The sequence below is a fragment of the Bradyrhizobium erythrophlei genome (genome assembly GCF_900129425.1).
Classification (GTDB): domain Bacteria; phylum Pseudomonadota; class Alphaproteobacteria; order Rhizobiales; family Xanthobacteraceae; genus Bradyrhizobium; species Bradyrhizobium erythrophlei_C.
The window spans coordinates 3988755-4011083 of the sequence record NZ_LT670817.1; the positions used below are offsets into that span (position 1 = coordinate 3988755).

20 protein-coding genes and 3 riboswitches are annotated in these 22329 nt (G+C 66.0%); of the genes, 5 read left to right on the plus strand and 15 right to left on the minus strand.

Features of this window, described 5'->3' with window-relative positions; translation table 11 throughout:
* Window positions 1–171: 171 nt before the first annotated feature.
* Together B5527_RS18955 and B5527_RS18960 are read right to left on the minus strand one after the other, a co-directional pair.
* Complete coding sequence (locus B5527_RS18955; RefSeq protein WP_245332647.1) at window positions 172–993, minus strand: C13 family peptidase; 822 nt, start codon at window positions 991–993, stop codon at window positions 172–174.
* A 361-nt stretch (window positions 994–1354) separates the two neighbouring features.
* Complete coding sequence (locus B5527_RS18960; RefSeq protein ID WP_172842594.1) at window positions 1355–1909, minus strand: HdeD family acid-resistance protein; 555 nt, start codon at window positions 1907–1909, stop codon at window positions 1355–1357.
* Between the two features lie 339 nt (window positions 1910–2248).
* Window positions 2249–2468, plus strand: a riboswitch (cobalamin riboswitch).
* Window positions 2469–2546: 78 nt separating this feature from the next.
* Between B5527_RS18960 and B5527_RS18965 the strand changes: the two genes are divergently transcribed.
* The gene (locus tag B5527_RS18965) at window positions 2547–3620 is read left to right on the plus strand and encodes a HoxN/HupN/NixA family nickel/cobalt transporter (RefSeq protein WP_079602885.1); all 1074 of its coding nucleotides are present in this window, start codon (window positions 2547–2549) and stop codon (window positions 3618–3620) included.
* A 57-nt stretch (window positions 3621–3677) separates the two neighbouring features.
* On the opposite strand, the gene cobA is transcribed toward B5527_RS18965, so the two are convergent.
* The 5 genes from cobA to cbiE are packed head-to-tail and all read right to left on the minus strand — an operon-like array spanning window position 3678 to window position 8163.
* Window positions 3678–4451, minus strand: coding sequence for a uroporphyrinogen-III C-methyltransferase (cobA, locus tag B5527_RS18970; RefSeq protein ID WP_079602886.1), 774 nt, complete (start codon window positions 4449–4451; stop codon window positions 3678–3680).
* Window positions 4448–5818, minus strand: a complete 1371-nt coding sequence (locus B5527_RS18975; RefSeq protein WP_079602887.1) for a cobyrinate a,c-diamide synthase — start codon at window positions 5816–5818, stop codon at window positions 4448–4450. The genes cobA and B5527_RS18975 overlap by 4 nt, the downstream gene beginning before the upstream one ends.
* Window positions 5769–6548, minus strand: a complete 780-nt coding sequence (gene cobM, locus B5527_RS18980; RefSeq protein WP_079602888.1) for a precorrin-4 C(11)-methyltransferase — start codon at window positions 6546–6548, stop codon at window positions 5769–5771. The genes B5527_RS18975 and cobM overlap by 50 nt, the downstream gene beginning before the upstream one ends.
* Complete coding sequence (locus B5527_RS18985; protein ID WP_079602889.1) at window positions 6545–6943, minus strand: cobalamin biosynthesis protein; 399 nt, start codon at window positions 6941–6943, stop codon at window positions 6545–6547. Before B5527_RS18985 ends, cobM begins: the two co-directional genes overlap by 4 nt.
* The gene (gene cbiE / locus B5527_RS18990; RefSeq protein ID WP_079602890.1) at window positions 6940–8163 is read right to left on the minus strand and encodes a precorrin-6y C5,15-methyltransferase (decarboxylating) subunit CbiE; all 1224 of its coding nucleotides are present in this window, start codon (window positions 8161–8163) and stop codon (window positions 6940–6942) included. Before cbiE ends, B5527_RS18985 begins: the two co-directional genes overlap by 4 nt.
* Here cbiE and B5527_RS18995 point away from each other — a divergent pair.
* Window positions 8162–8944, plus strand: a complete 783-nt coding sequence (locus B5527_RS18995; protein WP_154072881.1) for a cobalt-precorrin-6A reductase — start codon at window positions 8162–8164, stop codon at window positions 8942–8944. The genes cbiE and B5527_RS18995 overlap by 2 nt on opposite strands.
* Here the strand turns inward: B5527_RS18995 and cobJ are convergent.
* The 6 genes from cobJ to B5527_RS19025 are packed head-to-tail and all read right to left on the minus strand — an operon-like array spanning window position 8911 to window position 15780.
* Window positions 8911–9672: a precorrin-3B C(17)-methyltransferase gene (gene cobJ, locus B5527_RS19000; RefSeq protein ID WP_079602891.1), complete on the minus strand. Its 762-nt coding sequence runs from the start codon at window positions 9670–9672 to the stop codon at window positions 8911–8913. The two genes, B5527_RS18995 and cobJ, sit on opposite strands and share 34 nt — an antisense overlap.
* Window positions 9669–10400: a precorrin-2 C(20)-methyltransferase gene (locus B5527_RS19005; RefSeq protein ID WP_079602892.1), complete on the minus strand. Its 732-nt coding sequence runs from the start codon at window positions 10398–10400 to the stop codon at window positions 9669–9671. Before B5527_RS19005 ends, cobJ begins: the two co-directional genes overlap by 4 nt.
* Window positions 10397–11026, minus strand: coding sequence for a precorrin-8X methylmutase (locus tag B5527_RS19010; protein ID WP_079602893.1), 630 nt, complete (start codon window positions 11024–11026; stop codon window positions 10397–10399). The genes B5527_RS19005 and B5527_RS19010 overlap by 4 nt, the downstream gene beginning before the upstream one ends.
* Window positions 11023–14364, minus strand: coding sequence for a cobaltochelatase subunit CobN (gene cobN / locus B5527_RS19015; protein ID WP_079602894.1), 3342 nt, complete (start codon window positions 14362–14364; stop codon window positions 11023–11025). The genes B5527_RS19010 and cobN overlap by 4 nt, the downstream gene beginning before the upstream one ends.
* 3 nt (window positions 14365–14367) lie before the next feature.
* The gene (gene cobW, locus B5527_RS19020; RefSeq protein WP_079602895.1) at window positions 14368–15399 is read right to left on the minus strand and encodes a cobalamin biosynthesis protein CobW; all 1032 of its coding nucleotides are present in this window, start codon (window positions 15397–15399) and stop codon (window positions 14368–14370) included.
* Between the two features lie 9 nt (window positions 15400–15408).
* Entirely contained in the window at window positions 15409–15780 is a 372-nt protein-coding gene (locus B5527_RS19025) for a DUF1636 family protein (RefSeq protein WP_154072882.1), read from the minus strand.
* Window positions 15781–15951: 171 nt separating this feature from the next.
* Window positions 15952–16171, minus strand: a riboswitch (cobalamin riboswitch).
* 112 nt (window positions 16172–16283) lie between these two features.
* On the opposite strand from B5527_RS19025, the gene cobO reads away from it, so the two are divergent.
* Window positions 16284–16895, plus strand: coding sequence for a cob(I)yrinic acid a,c-diamide adenosyltransferase (gene cobO / locus B5527_RS19030; protein ID WP_079607378.1), 612 nt, complete (start codon window positions 16284–16286; stop codon window positions 16893–16895).
* Window positions 16895–18367: a cobyric acid synthase gene (locus tag B5527_RS19035; RefSeq protein ID WP_172842595.1), complete on the plus strand. Its 1473-nt coding sequence runs from the start codon at window positions 16895–16897 to the stop codon at window positions 18365–18367. The genes cobO and B5527_RS19035 overlap by 1 nt, the downstream gene beginning before the upstream one ends.
* Before the next feature lie 11 nt (window positions 18368–18378).
* Here the strand turns inward: B5527_RS19035 and cbiB are convergent, their stop codons facing one another.
* The gene (gene cbiB / locus B5527_RS19040; RefSeq protein WP_079602897.1) at window positions 18379–19368 is read right to left on the minus strand and encodes an adenosylcobinamide-phosphate synthase CbiB; all 990 of its coding nucleotides are present in this window, start codon (window positions 19366–19368) and stop codon (window positions 18379–18381) included.
* Window positions 19369–19378: 10 nt separating this feature from the next.
* On the opposite strand from cbiB, the gene cobD reads away from it, so the two are divergent.
* Window positions 19379–20419: a threonine-phosphate decarboxylase CobD gene (gene cobD, locus B5527_RS19045; RefSeq protein WP_079607380.1), complete on the plus strand. Its 1041-nt coding sequence runs from the start codon at window positions 19379–19381 to the stop codon at window positions 20417–20419.
* A gap of 43 nt (window positions 20420–20462) precedes the next feature.
* Here cobD and tcuA read toward each other — a convergent pair whose 3' ends face one another.
* Window positions 20463–21854, minus strand: a complete 1392-nt coding sequence (gene tcuA / locus B5527_RS19050) for an FAD-dependent tricarballylate dehydrogenase TcuA (RefSeq protein ID WP_079602898.1) — start codon at window positions 21852–21854, stop codon at window positions 20463–20465.
* Between the two features lie 174 nt (window positions 21855–22028).
* Window positions 22029–22234: riboswitch (cobalamin riboswitch) on the plus strand.
* Window positions 22235–22329 lie beyond the last annotated feature (95 nt).

Consider the following 22329-nt stretch of genomic DNA (forward strand, 5'->3'; position numbering starts at 1 on the left):
GCCATCGCCAGAGGCTGGCCGATGTTCGTTGCTTGCGCGAAGCGGACATTCGACGAAACACCGACGTCAACTAAGTGCCCCATTAGCAGAATGCGGGCGCGATTCCGTCACCAGATTAATACGGGCGAGATTTTCGGCACACCTAGGCGCCGGCGGCGAAGGGCCGGTCGTTCAAGGTCGCGCAATCAGCAACGGCTGCACGTTTGCGCCGCCGGCCATTCGGGGACCCGACGGCTCGAAGTGCTCTCGCAGTTCCCGCTTCTGGACGAGCGCGCGCGCAACACCAAAGGCGTCCTTCAGGCTTTTAGCTTGCCGGAGTGCGACGTTGAAAAAAGCATCGCCGAAATAGGTCCACTTGGCCTTGTCTCGGCAGCCGAACGACGGATGGTCGGCATCGGCCGCAGTGATGACCAGCATATCGGGGTTCGCGAGACGAGGGATGAAGACTCCTGAATAGCAGGCCGAGATAACCACCACCTTGTGTCGCACGCCCGTCTGCGCCAGCACGTCCGCGAGATTAGACGGCGTGAGCGTTTGCGTGCGCCGCCCTGCTTTGACTGCAAGGCCGGCGGGGGAGCCGTGCGAGGTGAGTATCAAAAACAGAACATCGTTCTCAGCGTCCATCCCCTTGGCTGCCACTTGCAATGACACGGCCAGTGCTTCGATCGTTGCACCTCCACCCCTCTTCGAATTGTACTGCACGTTGATCGGGCCGTTCCCGAAGCGGCTCGCTACGACCTGAGCTGCGCCGGTCGCCTCACTTTTAAACACGCCTTGATCGCCGAAAAGGCCGAAGGACACTACGCTCACCTTGCGAGCATCCTCAACGGCCTGCGCCGGCGAAACCGACGGCACGACGGTCAAAACAAAAGCCGTGAGCAGCGCGCCGAGCCGGCTAATCCAAGACTTGGACATCATGGCGAGCCTCGTTTCGTGGTCGCCACCATAGCAGAGCAGCGTAAACGGAATTGCGGAATTGCGGTCAGTATCCATTTCTCGGGACGGCACTTCTCACGCCCCAAGCAGACCTTCTTGTATCTTGCACTGCGAGCTGCTCCAGCACTGCGAGCCACTCCAGGGCCGGTAGGAGGCCTCGTTGTTTCGGTGTGGTCGACGGGTCCTCCAAGCCGCTTCGAATCGGATCCAGCAGCCGCGCTTCAAATTCTATTGGTCGACCCGAAGAAAGTTTTTCAACAGTACCGGTCCAAAGCGGATGTTCGCCTCGGTACCTACGTCGCCTAAGCCACCAATAGCGGAAGTGACCGATTCATTCGGGTATCGCCACTTTTGTAAAAAGTCAGCAAAGCGAGCCTTACGTTCCGGCGGTGCAGTCTCGATTCGAGCGCCGATCTTCTCAACTTGTGCGCAAACCGAGCGCCAGCGCGATCCACGCGCAACCGTAAAAAATCAGGTCGATGCCTACGAAAAGACCGATCACCCAAAGCCCAGAGACGGGCCATTGCGCGAGAACGAGAAGGCCGAGCAGAAGTGTGATGGCGCCGTCCAGTGCCTGCCAGCCCCAGCCTGGCAAGGTAACAGCGAATGACCCGATCAGCTGAAACAGGCCGCCGATTATGAAGAACATTGCCATGAAGACGGTTGCGACTTCGGCGCTAACCAGTGGCCTCGTTACAAGCAATAGGCCCGTTACCCCGAAGAGGATCGCCGCCAGCAAGTGGTGAAAGAAGCCTGCCCAATGCCCAACCATGACGGCTTGGGCGACTTCGATACCGGAAGCAATCACCAGCAGCCATCCGAAGAACAGCATCGAGACGACGGTAGCTGTGATAGAGCGAGCGACGGCCGCAACGCCTAGCACCACCAATCCGATCCCGAACGCCAGGAACCATCCCCAATATTGGACGATTTCGTGAGGAATTTGGATTTCGAGAGCCTGGACGTTACCCATCGCCATATCTCCTGTGCGTGGCTTTGATCCTTAAAACCGAATTAACGAACACGTTTTTTATTACGAGCCGGCGCAATCGACTTTAATCTATTACAAAGCCGAGGGCGACTGGATCGGCGCTGAATTCGTAGACCGCGGAGAAAGCAAGCAGCAAGGCATATTCACCCTTACTCACTCAGCGAGACCGGGGCATCGCCGTAGGCGTCGATCTCTGACAAACATCGCGCCGTCGTGGCTAGGCGTCCGCCGGTTAGGCCGCCAACCAAGGCCGACTTCCACAAATTCGTTGTCGCGAGGACTGCAAGAATTTTCACGCCTTGACAAGGGGCGCGGGTTAGTTTGCTCTGCCCGTGTTTAGGACGCTGGTCATATTGATCAGCAAAGGGAATTCGGTGCGGTTTGCTTTCGTCGATGGCAGGCCAAATTCGAAGCTGCGCCCGCAACTGTAAGCGGTGAATCCTTCTTCGGTATGCCACTGGGCTTTTTGGACAAGGCCCGGGAAGGCGAGGAGGGGTTATGACCCGCGAGCCAGGAGACCGGCCTGAACACGTCATCCTTCCAGCGTGCGGTGCGCGCGCATGGGGCGGTCTTTCGCTGCGGTGGCAAGATTGGAGATGTCTCGCAGAGGAGGGCCGCCATGGCAGCGCTTGTGAAATCGATTCCCCAGACGGATAAAGGCGAACCCGAATTGCTCGGCTTTCGCGGTCGGATCGTTGCAATCTACGCCATTCTCGTTATCGCCAATCTGGCGACCTGGATCTGGTCATTCATTGCGTTCGTCCATCAGCCAGTCCTGATTGGGACCGCGGTGCTGGCGTACAGCCTCGGGCTTCGTCACGCGATCGATGCGGACCATATTGCAGCGATCGACAATGTGACGCGCAAGTTAATGCAAGAGGGAAAGCGACCGGTCGCCGTTGGCTTTTTCTTTGCGCTGGGGCATTCGACCGTTGTTGTTCTCGCTTCTGTTGCCGTTGCCCTAACTGCGAACGCGCTAAGCGATGAACTCGTTTCTTACCGCGAGATCGGAGGTATCGTCGGGACATCGGCGTCGGCGCTGTTTCTCTTCATCATAGCCATCGCAAATCTGATTGTATTGCGCGGCGTATACCGGGCCTTTCGGGTGGCCGAACGCGGCAATAACGTAACGGAAGAGGAAATTGAAGCGCTGCTGCATCAGCGCGGCTGGCTCGCGCGAATATTCAGGCCGCTTTTCCGGTTTGTTTCTCAAAGTTGGCATCTCTATCCGATTGGTCTGCTGTTTGCGCTTGGCTTTGAGACCGCGAGCGAGATCAGTCTGTTCGGCCTCTCGGCTCAGGCATCGACTGCGATATCCAGCTGGTCGCTCTTGATTTTCCCCGCACTGTTTGCCGCAGGCATGACGCTGGTCGACACAACTGATGGCGTCCTGATGCTGGGTGCCTATGGCTGGGCTTATCGTAATCCCATGCGCAAACTCTTCTACAATCTGACCATCACGTCGGTGTCGGTGCTGGTGGCTTTAGTGGTCGGCGGCATTGAAACGCTTGGCCTGATCGCGGGTCAATTCCAACTGCACGGCGCGTTCTGGAAGGCGATCTCGGACCTGAACGGTAACTTCGGCGCACTCGGCTATGGCATCCTCGCGCTGTTTGTCGTGAGCTGGGGGCTGTCGTTCCTGATCTACCGCTTCAAGCGATACGACTTGAATCCCGGTCTGGATCGACTCTGACGCCCGATATCTTGACGCCGGTTCAATCAGCCAGATTCTCACGGATTTCGGCGCGCATTACATTTTGTCATGACCGATGCCGGCGAGCGCGGCGCCGTAGAGGATCAGGCACGGGCCCAGCGGTTTTGCCGCGGCCAGACGGCCCGCGATTTCCGTCAGTGACCCCGCTATCACATGGGTGGACGGCGAGCCGAGGCTTTCGACCACCACTGTCGGCGTTTCGCCCGATAATCCTTGGGCGATCAGCTTGTCGGCCAGTGCGGCGAAGGTGGCCTTGCCCATAAACACGCAGGTTGTGGCGCCGGGATCGGCGAGAGCCGCCATATCAAGATCGGCTGGCAGTCGGCCGTTGAGGTCGTGGCCGGTGACCATCTGAACCCGGCGCGCCACCCCCCGTTTGGTGAGCGAGGTGCCGAGATAGGCTGCCGCGGCGGTCGCGGTGGTGATGCCAGGCACGATCTCGATCGGCACGCCGGCGGCGCGCGCGGCACTGATTTCCTCGTCGGCGCGGGCGAAGATCGAGGGATCGCCGGACTTGACCCTGACCACGCGCTTGCCGAGCCGGGCATAGCCGATCATCAACCGGCTCACTTCCTGCTGCCTCGGCGAAGGATGGCCGGCCCGCTTGCCGACCGCGATCAGTTCGGCGTCGGGACGTGCGAACGACAGAATTTCGTCACCGGCAAGGTCGTCATAGAGGATGACGTCGGCGGCGCGCAGTCGCTCCACCGCGCGCAGGGTCAGCAGATCGACGTCGCCCGGACCGCCGCCGATCAAGGCGATGCTGCCGAGCGACGTCGCGTCGGACGATACAGAGGCGGACGCCGTCATGCTCGGGTCTCCTCTGCCACATCGACCATGTGAAAAAAGCTTCCGGTAACGCGACCGCGCCGGCCACCGGTTTCCGCCGTCGACACGCCCGAGGCGTCGCGGATATTGGCGAGCGGCTGGTCGGGCTGCGCCACGACGCGGGCATAGTGGAATTCATGCCCGCGCAGAACGCGCCCTGCGGGGTGACCTGGAATCGCCGCAAGCAGCGTCGCGGTCCTGTAGCCGAGATGCAGGCGCCGCTGCGCAAAATCGGTCTCGAGTCCGAGCAGCCCGAGCATCGCGTGACGAGTTCCCGCGGCGTCGATCAGACCAGCGCCGAGCGTCATGTAGCCGCCGCACTCGCCGTGCACCGGGCGCGTTAGCGCGAACGTGCGGATGCCGTCGGCGAATCGCGACGTGGTGGCGAGCTTGCCGGCGTGCAGTTCCGGATAGCCGCCGGGTAGCCATACAACGTCACAGGAAGGATCGGGCGGCTCGTCGGCGAGCGGCGAGAAGGGGATGATCTCGGCACCCGCCGCGCGCCAGGCAGCCAGCAGGTGCGGATACACGAAGGAGAACGCCACGTCGCGCGCCAGCGCGATCCGTTGTCCGGGCGGGACCATGCGAGGCGCGTCCGTGCGCGGTTGGCGCCGTGTCGGACGAGCCGCCGCCTGAAGGGCTGCAAGATCGATGTCGCGCTCCACAAGATCGGCCAGCGCCGCGAGCCGGGAAGCGAGCGAAGAATCTTCCTGCGCCTGAACCAGCCCGAGATGGCGCTCCGGCATCGTCAGCCTGTTGTCGCGTCCGATCGCCCCAAACACGGTGATCCCGCTCGTTGCAAAACCGTCGCGGACCAGTGCTGCGTGGCGCTCGCTCGCCACCTTGTTGAGGATCACGCCGGCGATCGTAACGTCGTCGCGATAGCGCGCAAAGCCGAGCGCGACCGCGGCCGCGGATTGCGCTTGGCCCGCGACATCGAGCACCAGCACCACCGGCCAGCCGGTCGCTGCGGCGATATCGGCGGTCGAGCCGATGCCCCAGGCGCCTGATGCGGCGACGCCGTCGAAAAGCCCCATCACGCCTTCGGCAAGGCACAGATCGGCATCGGCGGCAGCATCCAGCAGCGCGTCGAACCGGTCGCGCCCCTGCGCCCAGGAATCCAGGTTGAATGATGCCCGGCCGGCGGCGGCGGCGTGGAACGCCGGATCGATATAGTCCGGCCCGCATTTATAGGGCTGCACGATGCGGCCGCGACGACGCAGCGCGGCGAGCAGCGCCAGCGTCAGCGTCGTCTTGCCGCTGCCGGATGCGGGCGCGGCAATGACCAGTCCCGGTGTGCTATTCCCCGCCACGGCCGTCCTCCGCGGATGGTCGGAACCGGCGATCATAGTTCGCGTCGTAAAGTGCGCTGTCGGCAAAATCGCAAGCGGCGAGCGCCGGCCCGACCAGGATGAGCGCCGTGCGCTCGATCGCTTCAGCGCGCACCCTGGCGCCGATCGTCGACAGCGTGGCGCGAATGACGATCTGTTCCGGCCAGCTCGCGCGCACCACCACGGCGACAGCGCCGTCGGCTCCGTAATGCGGAATCAGCGTTGCCGCCACCTCGTCGAGCGCATGGATCGATAGGTGGATCGCGAGCGTCGCGCCGGTCGCGGCATAGGCGGCGAGGCTTTCGCCCGATGGCATCGCCGAGGCGCGGCCCGAGGTGCGGGTCAGCACCACGGTCTGCGCCACCCCGGGCAGCGTCAGTTCGCGTCCGAGCACAGCGGCGGCGGCGGCGAATGACGGCACCCCCGGCGTGACCGTATAGGGAATGTCATGGCCCTCGAGCCGCCGGATCTGCTCGCCCATCGCGCTCCACACCGAAGGGTCGCCGGAATGCAGCCGCGCCACCTCGAGCCCGGCGTTATGGGCTGCGACGAATTCAGCGGTGATAGCGTCGAGGTCGAGCGGGGCAGTGTCAATCACCCGCGCGCCGGGCGGGCAGAGCGCGATGATCTCGCGCGGCACCAGCGATCCTGCGAACAGGCACACCGGACAGCGCGCCACCAGATTTTGGCCGCGCACGGTGATCAGATCGGGCGCGCCGGGGCCGGCGCCAATGAAATGGACGGTCATGCCGCAGTATCCTCGATGATGGCGGCGGCTGCGGTGGCGTGGCGATCGGCCGACACGATGCGGGTGACGATGAGGCGCGCGCCAGCGCCGGCGGCGGCGAGCGCCGCCGCTTCGCAGACGCTGCCGACGCCACGGTGTTTTTTCACCTGGTCCGAGCGGGTAGCCAGGTGCGCGTCGGCCGCGCGCATCGCGCTGGCTGCGACCGTCTCAATCGGCAGGTGCGCGGCGTGTGCGGCCGTGAGCAGGCCGGCGTGAGCGGCTTTGTCTTCAGGGACGGCGATGGCGCTCGCGACGCCCGGCAAGGCGGCATCTGCGACAACGCTGGCCAGCACCTCGGCAATCGATAGCGCGTTGGCCTCGTCGCGAAAACCCAATCCGATGACCAGCCGGCTCATTTGGTCACGCTCCATTGCACCACCGGCATCGCCGCGCGCCAGCCGGAGAGGTCGCCGACCGGGCCGGCGCGCTCGACCGCGAGCCGCAGCAGCGCGCCGCCATGGCGCGCCTGCCGGCAGATCAGCATTGCTTCGGTTTCGAGCGTCACGGAATTTACGACCAGCCGCCCTCCCGGCGGCAATGCCTGCCACACCGTATCGAGCACGCCTTCGCGGCTGGCACCGCCGCCGACGAAGACGGCATCCGGGATCGGCAGGCCCTTGAGCGCGTCGGGCGCGGCGCCAAGCCTGAGATCGAGATGCGGCACGCCGAGCGAATCTGCATTGGCCCGCGCCGTGTCGAGCCGATCCTCGCGCGCCTCGATCCCGATGGCGCGATTGGCCGGGTGAGCGAGCAGCCATTCAATCCCGATCGCGCCGGAGCCTGCGCCGACATCCCACAGCAATTCGCCGCCGCGTGGCGCCAGCGTCGACAGGCTGACCGCGCGGATCTCGCGTTTTGTCAGTTGACCGTCGTGGCTGAACAATTCGTCCGGCAGTCCGGCCACACGTGGAATGACGATGGCGCTCGGCTCCGCCACGGCTTCGATCGCGACCGCGACCGGGGATTTGATATCATCCCATGCGAACCCTGTGGTAGCAGCGGAGCGAATGCGCTCGCGCGGTCCGCCGAGCGCTTCGAGAATCGTGAGGCGCGACGGTCCAAAGCCGACGCCGTTGAGATAGGCCGCGATCTGCGCCGGCGCCGCGCCGTCGCGCGCCAGCACGATCAAGCGCGCGCCGGTCCGCAGATGCGGACGCAGCAATTCGAGCGGGCGGGCATGCAGGCCAAGGGCGATCGTCTCCTCCAGCCGCCAGCGCAGCCGCGCCGCGGCCCACGCAAAGCTCGAGGGGGCCGGCACCACGGCGATTTCCGCTGCTGGGATTGCTTCGGCCAGCACCGAGCCTGCGCCGTACCAGAACGGATCGCCAGAGCACAGCGCGACGACGCGCTTGCCGCGATGCGCCAGCAGTTTTGGGATAGATGCCGCGAACGGCGTCTCCCACTCGAACGTCGGCTTGTCGAGCGAAGCGACCAGCGCCAGATGCCGGAACCCGCCGGCCACCAGATCGGCGCCGGCGAGCAGCCGGCGCGCCGCCGCCGATAGGCCATCGAGCCCGTCTTCGCCGATCCCGACGATGGACAGCCAGGGTCCCGGCGTGTCATCGCTCGCCGCCATGATATCCTCCCCGGCCAGACCACGGCGCGTCCTGATCCTCGGCGGCACCGCCGACGCCAACCGTCTCGCGCGAGCGGTGGCCAATGATCCGCGCATCGATGCAATACTGTCCTATGCCGGCCACACCGAAAACCCGACGCCGCCGCCGATTTCCTGGCGCCTTGGCGGCTTTGGCGGCATCGATGGCCTGGTGAACTATCTTCGCGGCGAAAACATTGTGCGCGTCGTCGACGCCACCCATCCGTTCGCGGCGCAGATGAGCGCGCACGCGGTCGCCGCCTGCGCCGTGGCGGCCGTGCCGCTGCTGGCGCTCGAGCGTCCGCCGTGGCAACGCGCGCCCGGCGACCACTGGATCGAGGTCGACGATCTCGCAGCGGCGGCCGAAGCGCTCGGCACGGCGCCGCGCCGGGTGTTTCTCGGCATCGGCCGCCTGCAGCTCAAAACGTTCGCCGCGCATCCGCAGCATTCTTATCTGGTCCGGCTCGTCGACCGCCCGCGCGTGCCGTTGCCGCTGCCCGATGCCGAGGTGATCGTGGCGCGCGGGCCATTCAAAGTTGCCGATGACCGCGCCATGTTGGCGAATTACCGCGCCGAAATTGTCGTGGCCAAAAACGCCGGCGGCGATTCGGCCTCGGCGAAAATCGAGGCCGCGCGCGATCTCGCGCTGCCGGTAGTGATGGTCCGCCGACCCTTCATACCCGCGCGGGAAACGGTCGAGACGCCTGCGGAAGTGATGCGCTGGCTCGGTCACGACAAAACTCCGGCCGAGCGCGGCGTATAGACGAAAACCTTGTCGCCCGCCCGCGCGATCAGCCGCGTCCGCGACGAGCCGATCAGCACAAGCGTGCGCATATCGGCGCGGCTCGCGGCCGCGTCGCGCAACATCACCGTATCGATCGCCTCGCTCGCATCGCTGACCGCACTGGCGAATACCACGGGAACGGTGCCCGGCAGTTCTTCGCGCAACAGTTCGAGCGCGCGGCCGAGCTGCCAGGGCCGCGCCCTGGAAAGCGGGTTGTAAAGCGCAATGACAAAATCGGCCTGTGCCGCCAGCCGTAGCCGGCGCTCGACCAAATCCCACGGTTTCAGATTGTCAGACAGGTTGATGGCGCAAAAATCATGACCGAGTGGGGCGCCGATCCGCGCGGCGGCGGCGAACATCGCACTGATGCCGGGCAGCACCCTGATATCGAGGTTGCGCCATGCGGGATCGCCGGCATCGACCGCCTCGAACACCACCGCCGCCATCGCGAACACGCCGGGGTCGCCCGACGAGACGACGACGACCCGCTTGCCCTCTGCTGCGAGCCGCAGCGCCAGGCCGGCGCGGTCGATTTCCTCGCGGTTGTCGGAGAGATGGCGCGTCAAACCTGCGCGTTCAGCCACCCGCGTCACATAAGGTCCGTAGCCGATGAGGTCGGTGGCTTCGGCAAGCGCCTGGGTCACTTCCGGCGTCACCAGTTGCGTGGCTCCGGGGCCCAGCCCGGCGATGGCGAGCCAGCCGGTCATGGTCTGCGTCCGCGACCATGGACCAGAATCATCGAGAAGTAGGGCGCCTCGTTGTCGGTCTTGTCGGTGAGCCGCATCACCTTCTCGCCGGCCATGGTACCGCGCTCGACATAGATCGCCCGCTCGGCAAGACCGGCGGCCTGCAGCGCACGGCGCACTTTTGGCAGATTGCGGCCGAGCTTCATCACCACCAGCGCGTCGATCGACTGCAGCCGTTCGTACAAGGTCGCCTCATCGAGCGTCGCCGGCACCACGGTCAGGACGTCGTCGCCAAAGGTGATCGGCACGCCGCTCGCGGTCCAGCAGCCGGACATGCCGGAAATGCCGGGCACCACCACGACAGGCACGCGACCGGTGAACCGGCTGTGCAGGTGCATGAACGAGCCGTAGAGGAACGGGTCGCCCTCGCACAGCACCGCGACGTCGCGGCCATCGGCGACATGGCACAGCAGCCGCCGTACGCAATCGTCGTAGAAGCTTCGCAGCGCGTCGCCATAGGCCGGGTCTTCGAGCTCGATCTCGGTGGTGACGGGATATTCCAGCGCCTCCTCGATCACGCCGGGGGCGAGCATGCCGTCGACCAGGGTGCGGGCGTTGCCGGGGCGGCCGGCTTTCCGGAAATGCGCGATGACGCCGGCCCTGGCGATCAGCCGCGCCGCCTTGACGCTCATCAGCTCCGGATCACCCGGGCCGAGGCCGACGCCGTAAATGGTTGCGGACGAACTCATTCGTTTTCACTCGCAACCGCATTGAGGGCAGCCGCGGCCATCGCGCTGCCGCCGCGCCGTCCCCGCACGATGACGCATGGCACAGGGGCGCTGGCGAGCAGCGCTTCCTTGGATTCCGCGGCGCCGACGAAACCGACCGGGATGCCGATCACCGCGGCGGGCGGAGCCACGTCAGGCTCTTGCAGGATCTCCAGCAAACGGAACAAGGCCGTCGGCGCGTTGCCGATCACCACCACCGATCCCGCCAGTTGTTCCCGCCACAATTCCACCGCCGCCGCGCTGCGGGTGGTGCGGCGTGCGGCGGCGAGTGCCGGCACACGCGGATCCGACAGCGTGCAGATCACGGCATTGTCGGCCGGCAGCCTCGCTTTGGTGATGCCGTGGGCCACCATCTGGGCGTCGCAAAAGATCGGCGCGCCTTTGCGCAACGCCGTAGCGGCGGCGGCGCCAAAACCGCGGGCGAACACGATATCGTCGGCGACCTCGACCATGCCGCTGGCGTGGATGATCCGCACCGCGACCTTTTCATCCCCGGCATCGAAACGCTCGAGCCGGGCTTCGGCACGGATGATGGCGAAGGAGCGCCGGTAGATCGCGGCGCCGTCGGTTTCGTAGGCGTAGCTCATGACGCCGCCCCTGCATCTGTCGGCGCTGTCGCGATCGCCTCGATCGCGCTGTTGCGCCGGGTCGCCCAATGGCCGGCGTCGCGCAATTGCTGAAAACGCCGGCGCATCATCGCCGCAGCTTCGGGGTTGGCCTGTTCGATGAAGCTCCGCACCGAGTCGTCGCCGAGCGTCGCGTCGTAATAGAGATCGAAATGATGGCTTTCGACGGCGCCAGCCAGATGCGCGTACAGTGCCATCTGGTCGAGCGTCGAAGCGATCTCGGCTGCGCCACGAAAGCCGTGCCGCATCTGCCCGTCGAGCCAGCGCGGATTGGCGGCGCGACCGCGCACCACGCGGGCGATCTCTTCGGCCAGCGTCCGCGCCCGCGGCGCATCTGACGTTGCCGAGTCGACGTGATAGAGCGTCGGTGCAGTGCCGCCGAGCCGGCGCGCCGCGGCGGCGAAACCGGCTCCGTGAGCGGCGTAGTCCGGTGCCGACAGCAGATCCGTCTCGGGCAGGTCCTGGGTGTGGACAAAGGCGTCGACGGCGGTGGTGCGCTGCTCCAGCACCGGCCGCGCCGCCATGCCGTCCTGTCCGCCGCCATAAGCGAAGGCGCTGGCGGCGAGCCAGGCTTCGCCGGCGTCCTCGGCCGTGGCCGGCGTGAACTCCGTCACGGCTTCGACGACGCCGACACCGTACTCGCCGGGCGCGGGCCCGAACACCCGCGGACCCGCCGCGGCGCGGTAAGGGTTTTCCCCAACGGGTTCATCGCGCGCGGCCAGCGCCGCCGCCGCCTGCTCGAACATGACAGGCAAGGTCGGAAACACATCCCGGAACAGGCCGGAGATCCGCAGCGTTACGTCGATCCGCGGCCGTCCGAGCATCGCAAGCGTGATCACGTCAAACCCCGCGACGCGCTCTGAAGTGGTATCCCACACCGGCGCGATGCCCATCAGCCGCAGCGCCATGGCGAATTCCTCGCCGGCCGTGCGCATGGTCGCCGAACCCCACAGATCCAGCATGACATTGCGCGGATAGTCACCGTGGTCCTGGAGGTGGCGGGTCAGCAAGGCATTGGCAAGACGCTGGCCCTGTTCGGCGGCGGTGCGGCTCGGCACCGCGCGGGTGTCGACGGTAAAGAGATTGCGGCCGGTCGGCAGAACGTCGCGCCGCCCTCGCCATGGCGAGCCGGCGGGCCCGGGCGCGACATGCTTGCCGTCGAGTGCGGCGAGCAGGGCGGCGCGTTCGGCCGCCGCGCAGGCGTCGAACGGCATTCCGGTTTGGTCCGCGACAGGCTGCGGCGGCGCTCGACCGAAGATGTGAAGACCGTCGGCGACCAGCGTGGTCTTGACGTCGCACACGAAGCTGTCAAGCCGTACCACGGCTTCGCGCGGAGTCATGGTGTCGGTGAGGCCGCTATCGCGATCGAGGCCGGATTCGGACGCCGCATCGATGATCGCGCGCGCCAGCCGCTCGCGCCGGCGCGGATCGAGCCCTTCGGCGACCGAATATTCGTCGAGCAGCCGCTCCATCGCGTGCAGTCCCGACGGTAATTTGCCGGTGCTGATCGGCGGCGTCATATGTCCGATCGTGACGGCGCCGAGCCGGCGCTTCGCCGCGGCAGCTTCGCCGGGGTTGTTGACGATGAATGGGTAGATCACCGGCGTTGCGTCGAGCAGCGCGTCGGGCCAGCACTCCGACGATAGCGCCACCGACTTTCCCGGCAACCATTCCAGCGTGCCGTGGGCGCCCATATGGACCAATGCGTCGCATCTGGCGACGTGACGGAGCCACAGATAGAACGCGACGTAACCGTGGCGCGGCGATCGTCGCGGATCGTGATACTCGGCGGCGCGGTCCGCGCGCTGGCCGCGATCGGGCTGCAGCGCGATCAGCGCGTGGCCGCAACGCACGCATTTGAAAACGAAATCACCGTTGTCGATTGCCGCGTCGCGCTCAGGCGCGCCCCATTGCGCGGAAAGGTCGGCGACCAGTGCCGGGTCGAGGCCGGCAAGGTGGCTGCGGTATTTCTCGAGCGGCCAGCGGATCGTCTCGATCTTCAGGCGATCGATCAGCGCGGCGCCGTCGGGCGGGGCGTCGGTGATGGCGTAGCCTCGATCGCGCAGAACGTTCAACACCTCCACGGCGCTTTCCGGTGCATCGAGGCCAACGGCGTGCGCCATCTGGTCGTCGCGCCCCGGATAGGCCGACAGCACGATGGCGAGTCGCTTGTCGGCATGCGCGGTTCGCCGCAGCGCGATCCAGGCGCGAGCGCGCGCGACAATGGCGGCGATGCGTCCGTCATCGCCGGAATGAACCGTGCGGGCGTAGCCTAGCTCCGGATCGGCCGTTTCGACTTTCTTGAACGAGGCGACGCCGGCGAAGATGCGGCCGTCCAGCTCCGGCAGTACGATGTGGATCGCGAGGTCGGGCGGCGAGAGCCCGCGGTCGGACTCCGCCCATACCTCGCGGGTCGAGCCCGCCAACGCCACCTGCAGCACGGGCGCATCAACGACGTCGAGCGGTGAACCGGCATTGCCATCGCCGCGCGCCGAAAAGGCAGTCGCGTTGACAATCACATCGGGTCCGATTCGAATGATCCAGTCCCGCAGCCAGCCGTCGCTTTCCGGATCTTTCAGGCTTGCAGCAAACAGGCCGATGGCTCGGATGCCGCAGCGGCCCAACTCGACCATCAGCCGGTCGATCGGATCGGTGTCGGAGGCGGCAAGAAAGGCGCGATAGAACACGACCAACACGATCGGTGCGCCATCGGACGCGAGGTCGAGATCGGACGGCTCGACGACGCCTGTTCCTGGAACATAGAAGCCGTGGCGATGCAACGCGGCGCGATGCACCGGAGGTACAGAAGGCAAGCCCGCGGCGAGCGCGAGCTGCGCCAAGGCGGCGCGCGCAGAGTCCGGTCCGCCGCTGTCGCAAAGCGTCTTCAGCCGGCGCAGCGTCGAGGGCGGCAGGTTCGAGGCGGCGTCGAGGCGCGGATCCGGCCTGCCGTCGCCCGGAACGATCGCCAGCGCGATTCCCTTTGCCGCCGCCAGCGCGCTGACCTGCTCGACGCCGTAGCGCCAATACTCGACACCGCCGAGCAGGCGAATCAGAACGCCGCGCGCGCTCGACACCGTCTTCTGGATGTAGAGATCGACCGAGAGCGGATGGGTCAGACGGCGTAGATTGGCGAGACGCAGGCTCGGCAGTGTCTCTCGCCCGGCACGCCACGCCGCAGCGAAAGCGCTGAGATCGCTGTCGGAAAACGAGAGCACGACGAGATCCGCCGGGGCCTGACCGAGGTCCTCGGCGACCGCGGTCTCGTCAAGTCCATGCCGTTCCCGCAGCAGGATATGCATGCTTCACCCCGTCAGGACGGCGGTGATCGCATCGCGATCGAAGCCGCGCTCGCCAATCACGACGATCCGTGAGAGACGTTCTTCGTCGGCGCGCCACGGCCGGTCGAACTGCGTCCGTACCCGGGTCCCGACGCCCTGGACCAGCAGGCGCATCGGCTTGCCGGCGACGGCGACGTAACCCTTGGCGCGCAGCACGCTGTGGTCGCGCGCGATCGCCTCCATCCTGACCACAATCGCCTCGGCATTGGTATCGGATGGCAGCGTCACCACGATGGTTTCGAAATCGTCGTGATCGTGGGCATCGTGATTTTCGTGGTGGCTCGGCCGCGCGTCGAGATCGTTCTCCGCCGCGGCACCGAGGCCGAGCACGACGCGCGGATCGATGCGGCCCTCGGCTACCTCCAGCACCGGAATGCTGCGCGGCGATTCCGCCAGTACGGTCCGGCGCGCCTCGGCGAGACGGTCCCGGTCCACCAGATCGGCCTTGTTGAGAATCACGATGTCGGCGCAGGCGACCTGATCCTCGAACACTTCCCCCAGCGGGGTGTCGTGATCCACGCTGCTGTCGGCCAGACGCTGCCGCGCGATCGCCGCCAGATCGGGCGCGAACCGGCCGTCGGCGACGGCCTCGGCATCGGCTACCGCAATCACGCCGTCGACCGTGATGCGGGATCGTAGTTCCGGCCATTCGAATGCCTTAAGCAGCGGTTTCGGCAGCGCCAGTCCGGAGGTCTCGATCAGGATGTGGTCGGGCGGCTGCGGTCGCGCCAGCAGGGCTGCGATGGTCGGCACGAAGTCGTCGGCGACGGTGCAGCACAGGCAGCCATTGGTGAGTTCGACGATCGCGTCTTCCGGACAATCGGCGTCGGCGCATCCTTTCAGGATGTCGCCGTCGATGCCGAGGTCGCCGAATTCGTTGACCAGGATCGCCAGGCGGCGGCCCTGCGGGTTCTGCATCAGGTGGCGAACCAGCGTGGTCTTTCCCGCGCCGAGGAAGCCGGTAATGATGGTGACGGGCACTTTTTCGATCGACATGCGATGCTCCTAAACCGGCCGAGGGAATGGCGGGATGCGCGCGATCACACCCTTGCGGAAGATCACCGGCCGCTCCCGCCACGGCACCAGGCCGTCCTTGGTGGCCGCGTAGCGCGAGGCGCCGGTGAGGAGATCATCGACCAAAGCTTCGTCGAGATCGCCGTAGACGTAGCTCCAGCGTCCCGGTCCGGTGAGCGCGACGCTGCAGCCGCGATTGCAATTCGAGAGGCATTCGGCTTCGACGATGCGAAAGTTCGGCAGTTCGTCTTGAAGGCGCTGTGCATCGGCCAGCGCGTCATGCAACCGGCGGCCGGCGCGCGGCACGGTTTCGCGGTCTTCGCCGGCAAGGCATGTCACACAGACGTACAAGGTCGCCACGATATCGCCGGATTCGGATAAAGTTCCCCGGGGAGCGGCTGGTGCAGATGGGTCCATAGCAGCAAAGCCCGTCGATGGATGGCCACCGCCCAAGGCGGTACCCAGACATGCGGCGAGCGGACCTGCACTCCGTTCGACCAACTCTCTCACTCCGGGACGCCCCGTCCGGAATGGCGAATACGGCAGGCGACGGCAGGTTTCCTGGCTCACGGGTCATTGCCGGCACCACCTTCCCGGGTGAACGACCCAGTGGCTTTAGATGCAGGCTTTCCGCTCACAGTTGCGGGGGCAGCTCCGGCTTCGCTCAAACCCGGGAACTTCCCCGTGTCTGCTGCGCCCGGTATTCCCTCTTAGTCCCATCCGAAGACAGGACACCGTCGGCTGAGGATTCAATCAGACGGAAACGCCGTCAAGTCAATCCCCTTGCTCAAGGGGGGCGCGGGCATGTTGCCGAGATGGTCTTGGTGTGTTCCTGTCGCCGCCCATGGATTATACCGCAGGACATGATGACCGAGATCGACACTGACGAGGCCGCGCGTTACCGCGCCAAGATGGCCAAACGCAAGGCGGTCCAGGACGCCGAAGTTGCGTCCAAGACCGTCGCAAAAGGCCTGTTGATGATCAACACCGGGCCCGGCAAAGGCAAGTCGACGGCCGCCTTCGGCCTTGCCTTGCGTGCGCTCGGTCACGGCTGGCGCGTCGGCGTCGTGCAGTTCATCAAAAGCCGGGCGACCGGCGAGCAGGCAGCGCTGCAATCGTTCGGCGACCGTCTGATCTGGCACATCGCCGGCGAGGGGTTCACTTGGGAGACCCAGGACAAGGCGCGCGACATCGCCGCGTGCCGGCGCGCCTGGGAGATCGCGCTCGGTCTGATGGACGATCCGACCTTCGGCCTCATAGTGCTCGACGAACTCAACATCGCGCTCCGCTACGATTACTTGCCGCTCGACGAAGTGGTGGCGCGGCTTACAACGCGGCGAAGCGATCTGCACGTGATCGTCACCGGCCGCAACGCCAAACCGGCGCTGATCGAGGCGGCCGACCTCGTTACCGAGATGGGCGCGGTCAAGCATCACTTTTCGGCCGGCGTGAAAACCCAGGCCGGCATCGAATTCTGATGACCGCGCGGGCGCTGATGTTCCAGGGAACCGGCTCGGACGTCGGCAAGTCGCTGATCGTCGCCGGCTTGTGCCGCTTGTTGGCGACCCGCGGCCTTTCGGTCCGTCCTTTCAAACCGCAGAACATGTCGAACAACGCTGCGGTGACCGAAGATGGCGGCGAGATCGGCCGCGCCCAGGCACTGCAGGCGCGCGCCGCACGCGTCGCGCCGTCTGTCGACATGAATCCGGTGCTGCTCAAGCCGCAAAGCGAAGTCGGCGCGCAGATCGTGGTGCAGGGACGGGTGTTCGGCAATGCCCGCGCGCGCGAGTACCAGTCCCGTAAGGCGGAGCTGATGCCCTATGTGCTCGATAGCTTCGCAAGAATTCGAGCGCAATGCGACGTCGTGCTGGTCGAGGGCGCCGGTTCGGCGTCGGAAGTGAATTTGCGCGCCAACGATATCGCCAATATGGGCTTTGCCCGCGCCGCCGACGTGCCGGTGGTGCTGATCGGGGATATCGATCGGGGCGGGGTGATCGCAAGCCTGTGCGGTACCGCCGCGGTGGTCGATCCCGATGACGCAAAGTTGATCGCGGGTTTCATCGTCAACAAGATGCGCGGCGATCCGTCCTTGTTTGCAACCGGCATGACGTTCGTGGCCGAGCGCACCGGCTGGGCGCCGCTCGGCCTGGTGCCGCATTTTCGCGACGCGCATCGGCTTCCGGCCGAGGATGTTTTCGGTCTCAGGGCCCCGCCGACGCGCGCGCCGGACTCCGGCGGACGCCGCGTGCGCGTCGTCGTTCCGGTGCTCCCGCACATCGCCAATTTTGACGATCTCGATCCGCTGCGGCTCGAGCCCGGTGTCGAACTGGTGCTGTTGCGTGACGGAGCGTCGCTTCCCGTCGATACCGAACTCGTTATCCTGCCCGGCTCGAAGGCGACGATCGCAGATCTGGCGGCGCTGCGAGCGTGCGGCTGGGATGCCGACATCATCGCTTATGCCCGCCGCGGCGGGCGCGTGCTCGGCCTGTGCGGCGGCTATCAGATGCTCGGCCACGGCATCGCCGACCCGGACGGCATCGAAGGTCCGCCGGGGTCGGCGGCGGGCCTCGGCTTGCTCGAGATCACGACGGAACTGACCGGCGACAAGTCGCTCGTCGCGGTCCAAGGCCGGACCGTGGCAGACGACGTCGCTGTGGCCGGCTATGAAATGCATATCGGCCGGACCACCGGCACCGGAACGCAGCGGCCGCTGCTGAGGCTCGATGATGGCCGGCTGGATGGCGCGGTTTCGGCCGACGGCCGCGTCGCCGGTTCGTATTTGCACGGTTTCTTCGCCGGCGATGCGCAACGCGCGGCATGGCTCGTCCGGCTCGGCGCGCCGGCGAGTTCGCTCGCCTACGAAGCACTGGTCGAGCAAACCCTCGATGCGCTTGCCGCGCATCTCGACGCGCATCTCGACGTCGATAAGCTGCTCAGCCTCGCGCGCTGACACGCGTTCGCTCAGCCACGAAGCCAAGCAACCAGCAGGCCGAGCGCTGCGACGATCAATAGCGCACCGGCGAAGGCGACGCGGTAGATCATCAGCGCGCGATCGACATCCAGCGCCGTCGCCTCGGCCCGACCGTCGCCCATCCAGTGGTCATGGACCAGAACACCGCCATAGATGCGCGGGCCGGCGAGCCGCAGGCCGAGCGCGCCGGCCATCGCGGCTTCCGGCCAACCGGCATTGGGCGATCGATGCAGCCGCGCGTCGCGCCGATAAGCCCGCCATGCCGACGGCGCGGACGCGCCCGGCACCATCGCGGCGGCGGCAACGAAAATCAGCCCGGTCAGCCGCGACGCCGGAAGATTGACGAGGTCATCGAGCCTTGCCGCGGCCCAGCCGAAGGCGCGGTGGTGCTCCGACATGTGGCCGATCATGCTGTCGGCGGTGTTGATGGCCTTGTAGGCGATCATGCCGGGCAATCCGCCGGCCAGAAACCATAGCGCCGGCGCCGTCACGCCGTCAGAGGCGTTTTCGGCAAGACTCTCGATCGCAGCGCGGCAGATCGCGGCTTCGTCGAGTGCGTCCGGATCGCGACCGACGATTTTTGCGATGCTGCGCCGTCCGCCGTCCAACCCCTCGGCGCCGAGCGCGGTCGAGACCGCACGCACGTGCTGATCGAGATTGCCGAAGGCAAGCAGCATGGCGACCACCAGGACAGCGATGGCAAATCCGAAATACGGAATCGCCGGCGCGACGGCCTCAATCGCAACGCCCGCGCCGAGGCTGCCGGCGAGCAGCAGTAGCACCGTTCCCACGCCAGCGCCGCGGCGCATGGCAAACGAATAGTTCGGCCGGTTGAGCGCAGAATCGAGCGCGGCGATCAGTGCGCCGATCCACGACACCGGATGACCGATTGCACGAAACACCGCCGCAGGATAGGCCAGCACGGCTTCGATGCCGAAGGCGATGATCAGGATCAAGACGCGGCCGGACAAATCGAACATGGATTGCAACATGCACCTAAAGGATGAGACCCGGGAGACGGCGGCCGAGCTTCGCATTCACGGCGGCCGAATCGATACGGCGGCGCTACTCTATCCGTCGGCGCCCCAACCGTGGATCGATCTGTCGACCGGGATCAACCCTATCGCCTGGCCGGTGCCACAGATACCGCTCGCCCGGTATCAGCGCCTGCCGCTCGCGCGCGAAATGGCGCAGATGACCGCCGCGGCCGCCGAGGCCTACGGGCTTCCGGCGAACGCTGCGATCGTCCCGGTCTCCGGGAGCGAGCTCGCGATCCGCTTATTGCCGCGCATGATCGGCGCTGGCCGCGTCGGCATCCTGACGCCGACCTATGGCTCGCACGGCGCGGCCTGGCGCGACGCAGGCGCCGAGGTGCATGAACTCGTCGCGCTGCCGGACCCAAATACTCACGAGCTTCAGACCCTGATCGTGGTCAATCCCAACAATCCGGACGGGCGCGCGATCGCGCGCGCCGATCTCGCAGCTTTCGCCCAGGCGTGGACCGCTGACGCGCGAAGGCTGATTGTCGATGAGGCTTTTGCCGACGTGCGGCCCGATGTTTCGTTGCTGGCGATGCCGGAACTGCCGGTCGGCGTCGTGGTGCTGCGCTCGCTCGGCAAGTTTTTCGGTCTCGCGGGACTGCGCGTCGGCTTCGTTGTCGTCCACGAACCGGAAGCGGCGGCTTGGCGCCAGCTGCTCGGCGATTGGCCGGTATCCGGCCCGGCTTGCGAGATCGCGGCGCTGGCGCTGCGCGACGCGGCATGGATCGCGAAGGCGCGGGGGCGCCTTGCCGCTGATCGAAGACGGCTCGACGGCACCCTCGGCCGCGCGGGCCTGAAACTGCTTGGCGGCACCGATCTTTTCGGTCTGTTTGAAGGCTCCGATGGAATCGACTTGCTCGACCATTTCGCCCGTGCCGGGATCTTGATCCGAGGCTTTTCCGCGCCGGCAGGGCGCTATCGGTTTGGACTTCCGGCCGACGAAGCCGCGTGGCGGCGGCTTGAGGCTGCCTGCGGTACGCTGGCGGCTTGATGGCATCCATCGCGTCTCATCCCGCGCACTTCGCTGCCGGAGATTATCTTCCGGCCAACCGCGCGGCCTCCTCGCCGGCGAGGCGGCCGAATACGGTGGAAAGCGCGACGCCGAGACCAGCGAGATAGCCGTCGCCCAGCACATTCGCCGCCATGATCATTCCGGCCGCGAAGACATTGCTCGCCGGCTTGCCATCATTTCTCAAAACCCGCATTTGTTCATCGACGGCGACACCGAAATGCATGAACGTCACGCCCGGCCGCATCGGATAGGCGGCAAACGGCGGGTCCACGAGCGCGACCGCGCCGCGCGATTTCGGCGGGGTTAGCCCGCTGGTACAACGCGCGGTTAGCGGCACATCGTCGGTGGCGATCGCGGCATTGAAGTCTCGTATCGTCGTTTCCAGCGCCGCTTGATCAAGCCCAAGCGCCGTCGCGAGTGCGGCGACGGTGTCGGCCCGGATCGGCGGCAGCGCCGTTGGCAAGGCGCGGTTAAGGCCTTTCGCATCCATGATCAGGTAGGCGATCTGACCCGGGCAGTCGGCGATGCGCGCGCCCCAGCGGGCAAAATGCGTTTTGCGGGCGTCCTCGCCCTCGTCGTGAAATCGTCTGCCATCGCGGTCGACGACGATGCCGTGCGGAATCGCGGTAATGCGGGTGACGATACCACCATCGAACTTTGGTCCCCGGGCGTCGACCGCAACCATGTGGCAGCGCGAGGAATCGCCGACCGGCCTCACGCCGGCGTCGAGCAGCAGGCGTAATACCGAGCCGGTAACATAGGGCGTTCCGCGGATCATAAAACCGTCGGCGGCGGCGCCAAAACTTTCGCGCAGCCAGTCGAAATTGGCCTGATAGCCGCCCGAGCACACAACCATTGTCTTCGCCAGGACCCGTTCGATGCCGCCGCCATGAGCGATGTCGGCTTCGCAAACCCGAGCGTCGCCGAAAGCAAGTTCGACCACTTCGCTGTCATAGCTGATCGTCACGCCGAGTTTCGCCGCGGTCATGTAGAGCGCGTTGATCATTGCCTTGCCACCGCCGAGGAAGAATGCGGTGCGCTGCGAGTAGGGCATCGCGCCCGCTGCCGGATCCTGCAGACGCACGCCGTTGTCGCCGAGCCATTGAGCGATTGTGGCGGAGCCGCGGATCAACGCGCGCGCCAGTCGCTCATCGGTCGCGCCTTGCGTGACGCGGAGCAGGTCCCTGAAGAACGCGTCCTCGCTATAGGTGCCCGGCACATACCATGCCGAGCGGTCATGCATCAGGCGGAAATTACGCGCGTGACGGGTGTTGCCGCCGCGCATCGCGGCTGGCGCCCACTCGACCATCCGTACCGAGACGCCGCTGCGCCGCGCCGCTATCGCAGCGCACAGCGCGGCGCTGCCGCCGCCGACCACCAGAACGTCGACAGTCGAGGCGGCCGCTTCGCTCATGATCGTGTTCGGTCGATCATGTTCCGCACCGCGTTCCCTGTTCAGTGAATGAAATTCGATGAAATTGATAGGGAGGCTAACATCGCGTTGTCAACCGCGGGGCGTGCCAGATTGCGGCGGCCGAGCGGCGAAGGGCTATCCTGTCGGCGCTTGCGCGACAGCCTGCATCATGCTCTCGTGGTTCCGTCTTTCGGTGCCTCGCGAGAGGTGAAACGGGAATGCGGTAAGGCGAGAGATCGCCCAAGCCGCTGCTGCCCCCGCAACTGTAGGCGGATCGTCCTCGATCAACGACGTCACTGAACGCCGCGGAAGCGGCATCGGGAAGGCGATCGGGGGCATTGTCCGTGAGCCAGGAGACCGGCCGCAAGACACTGAATCAACTCGTTCGACGGTGGGTCGAAGAGAGGGGGAGTGCACGCCACAGCCGTTCAGTCGCCATACTTTCGGTTTGGTCGGCGGCGCCGCGCCGCCCGAC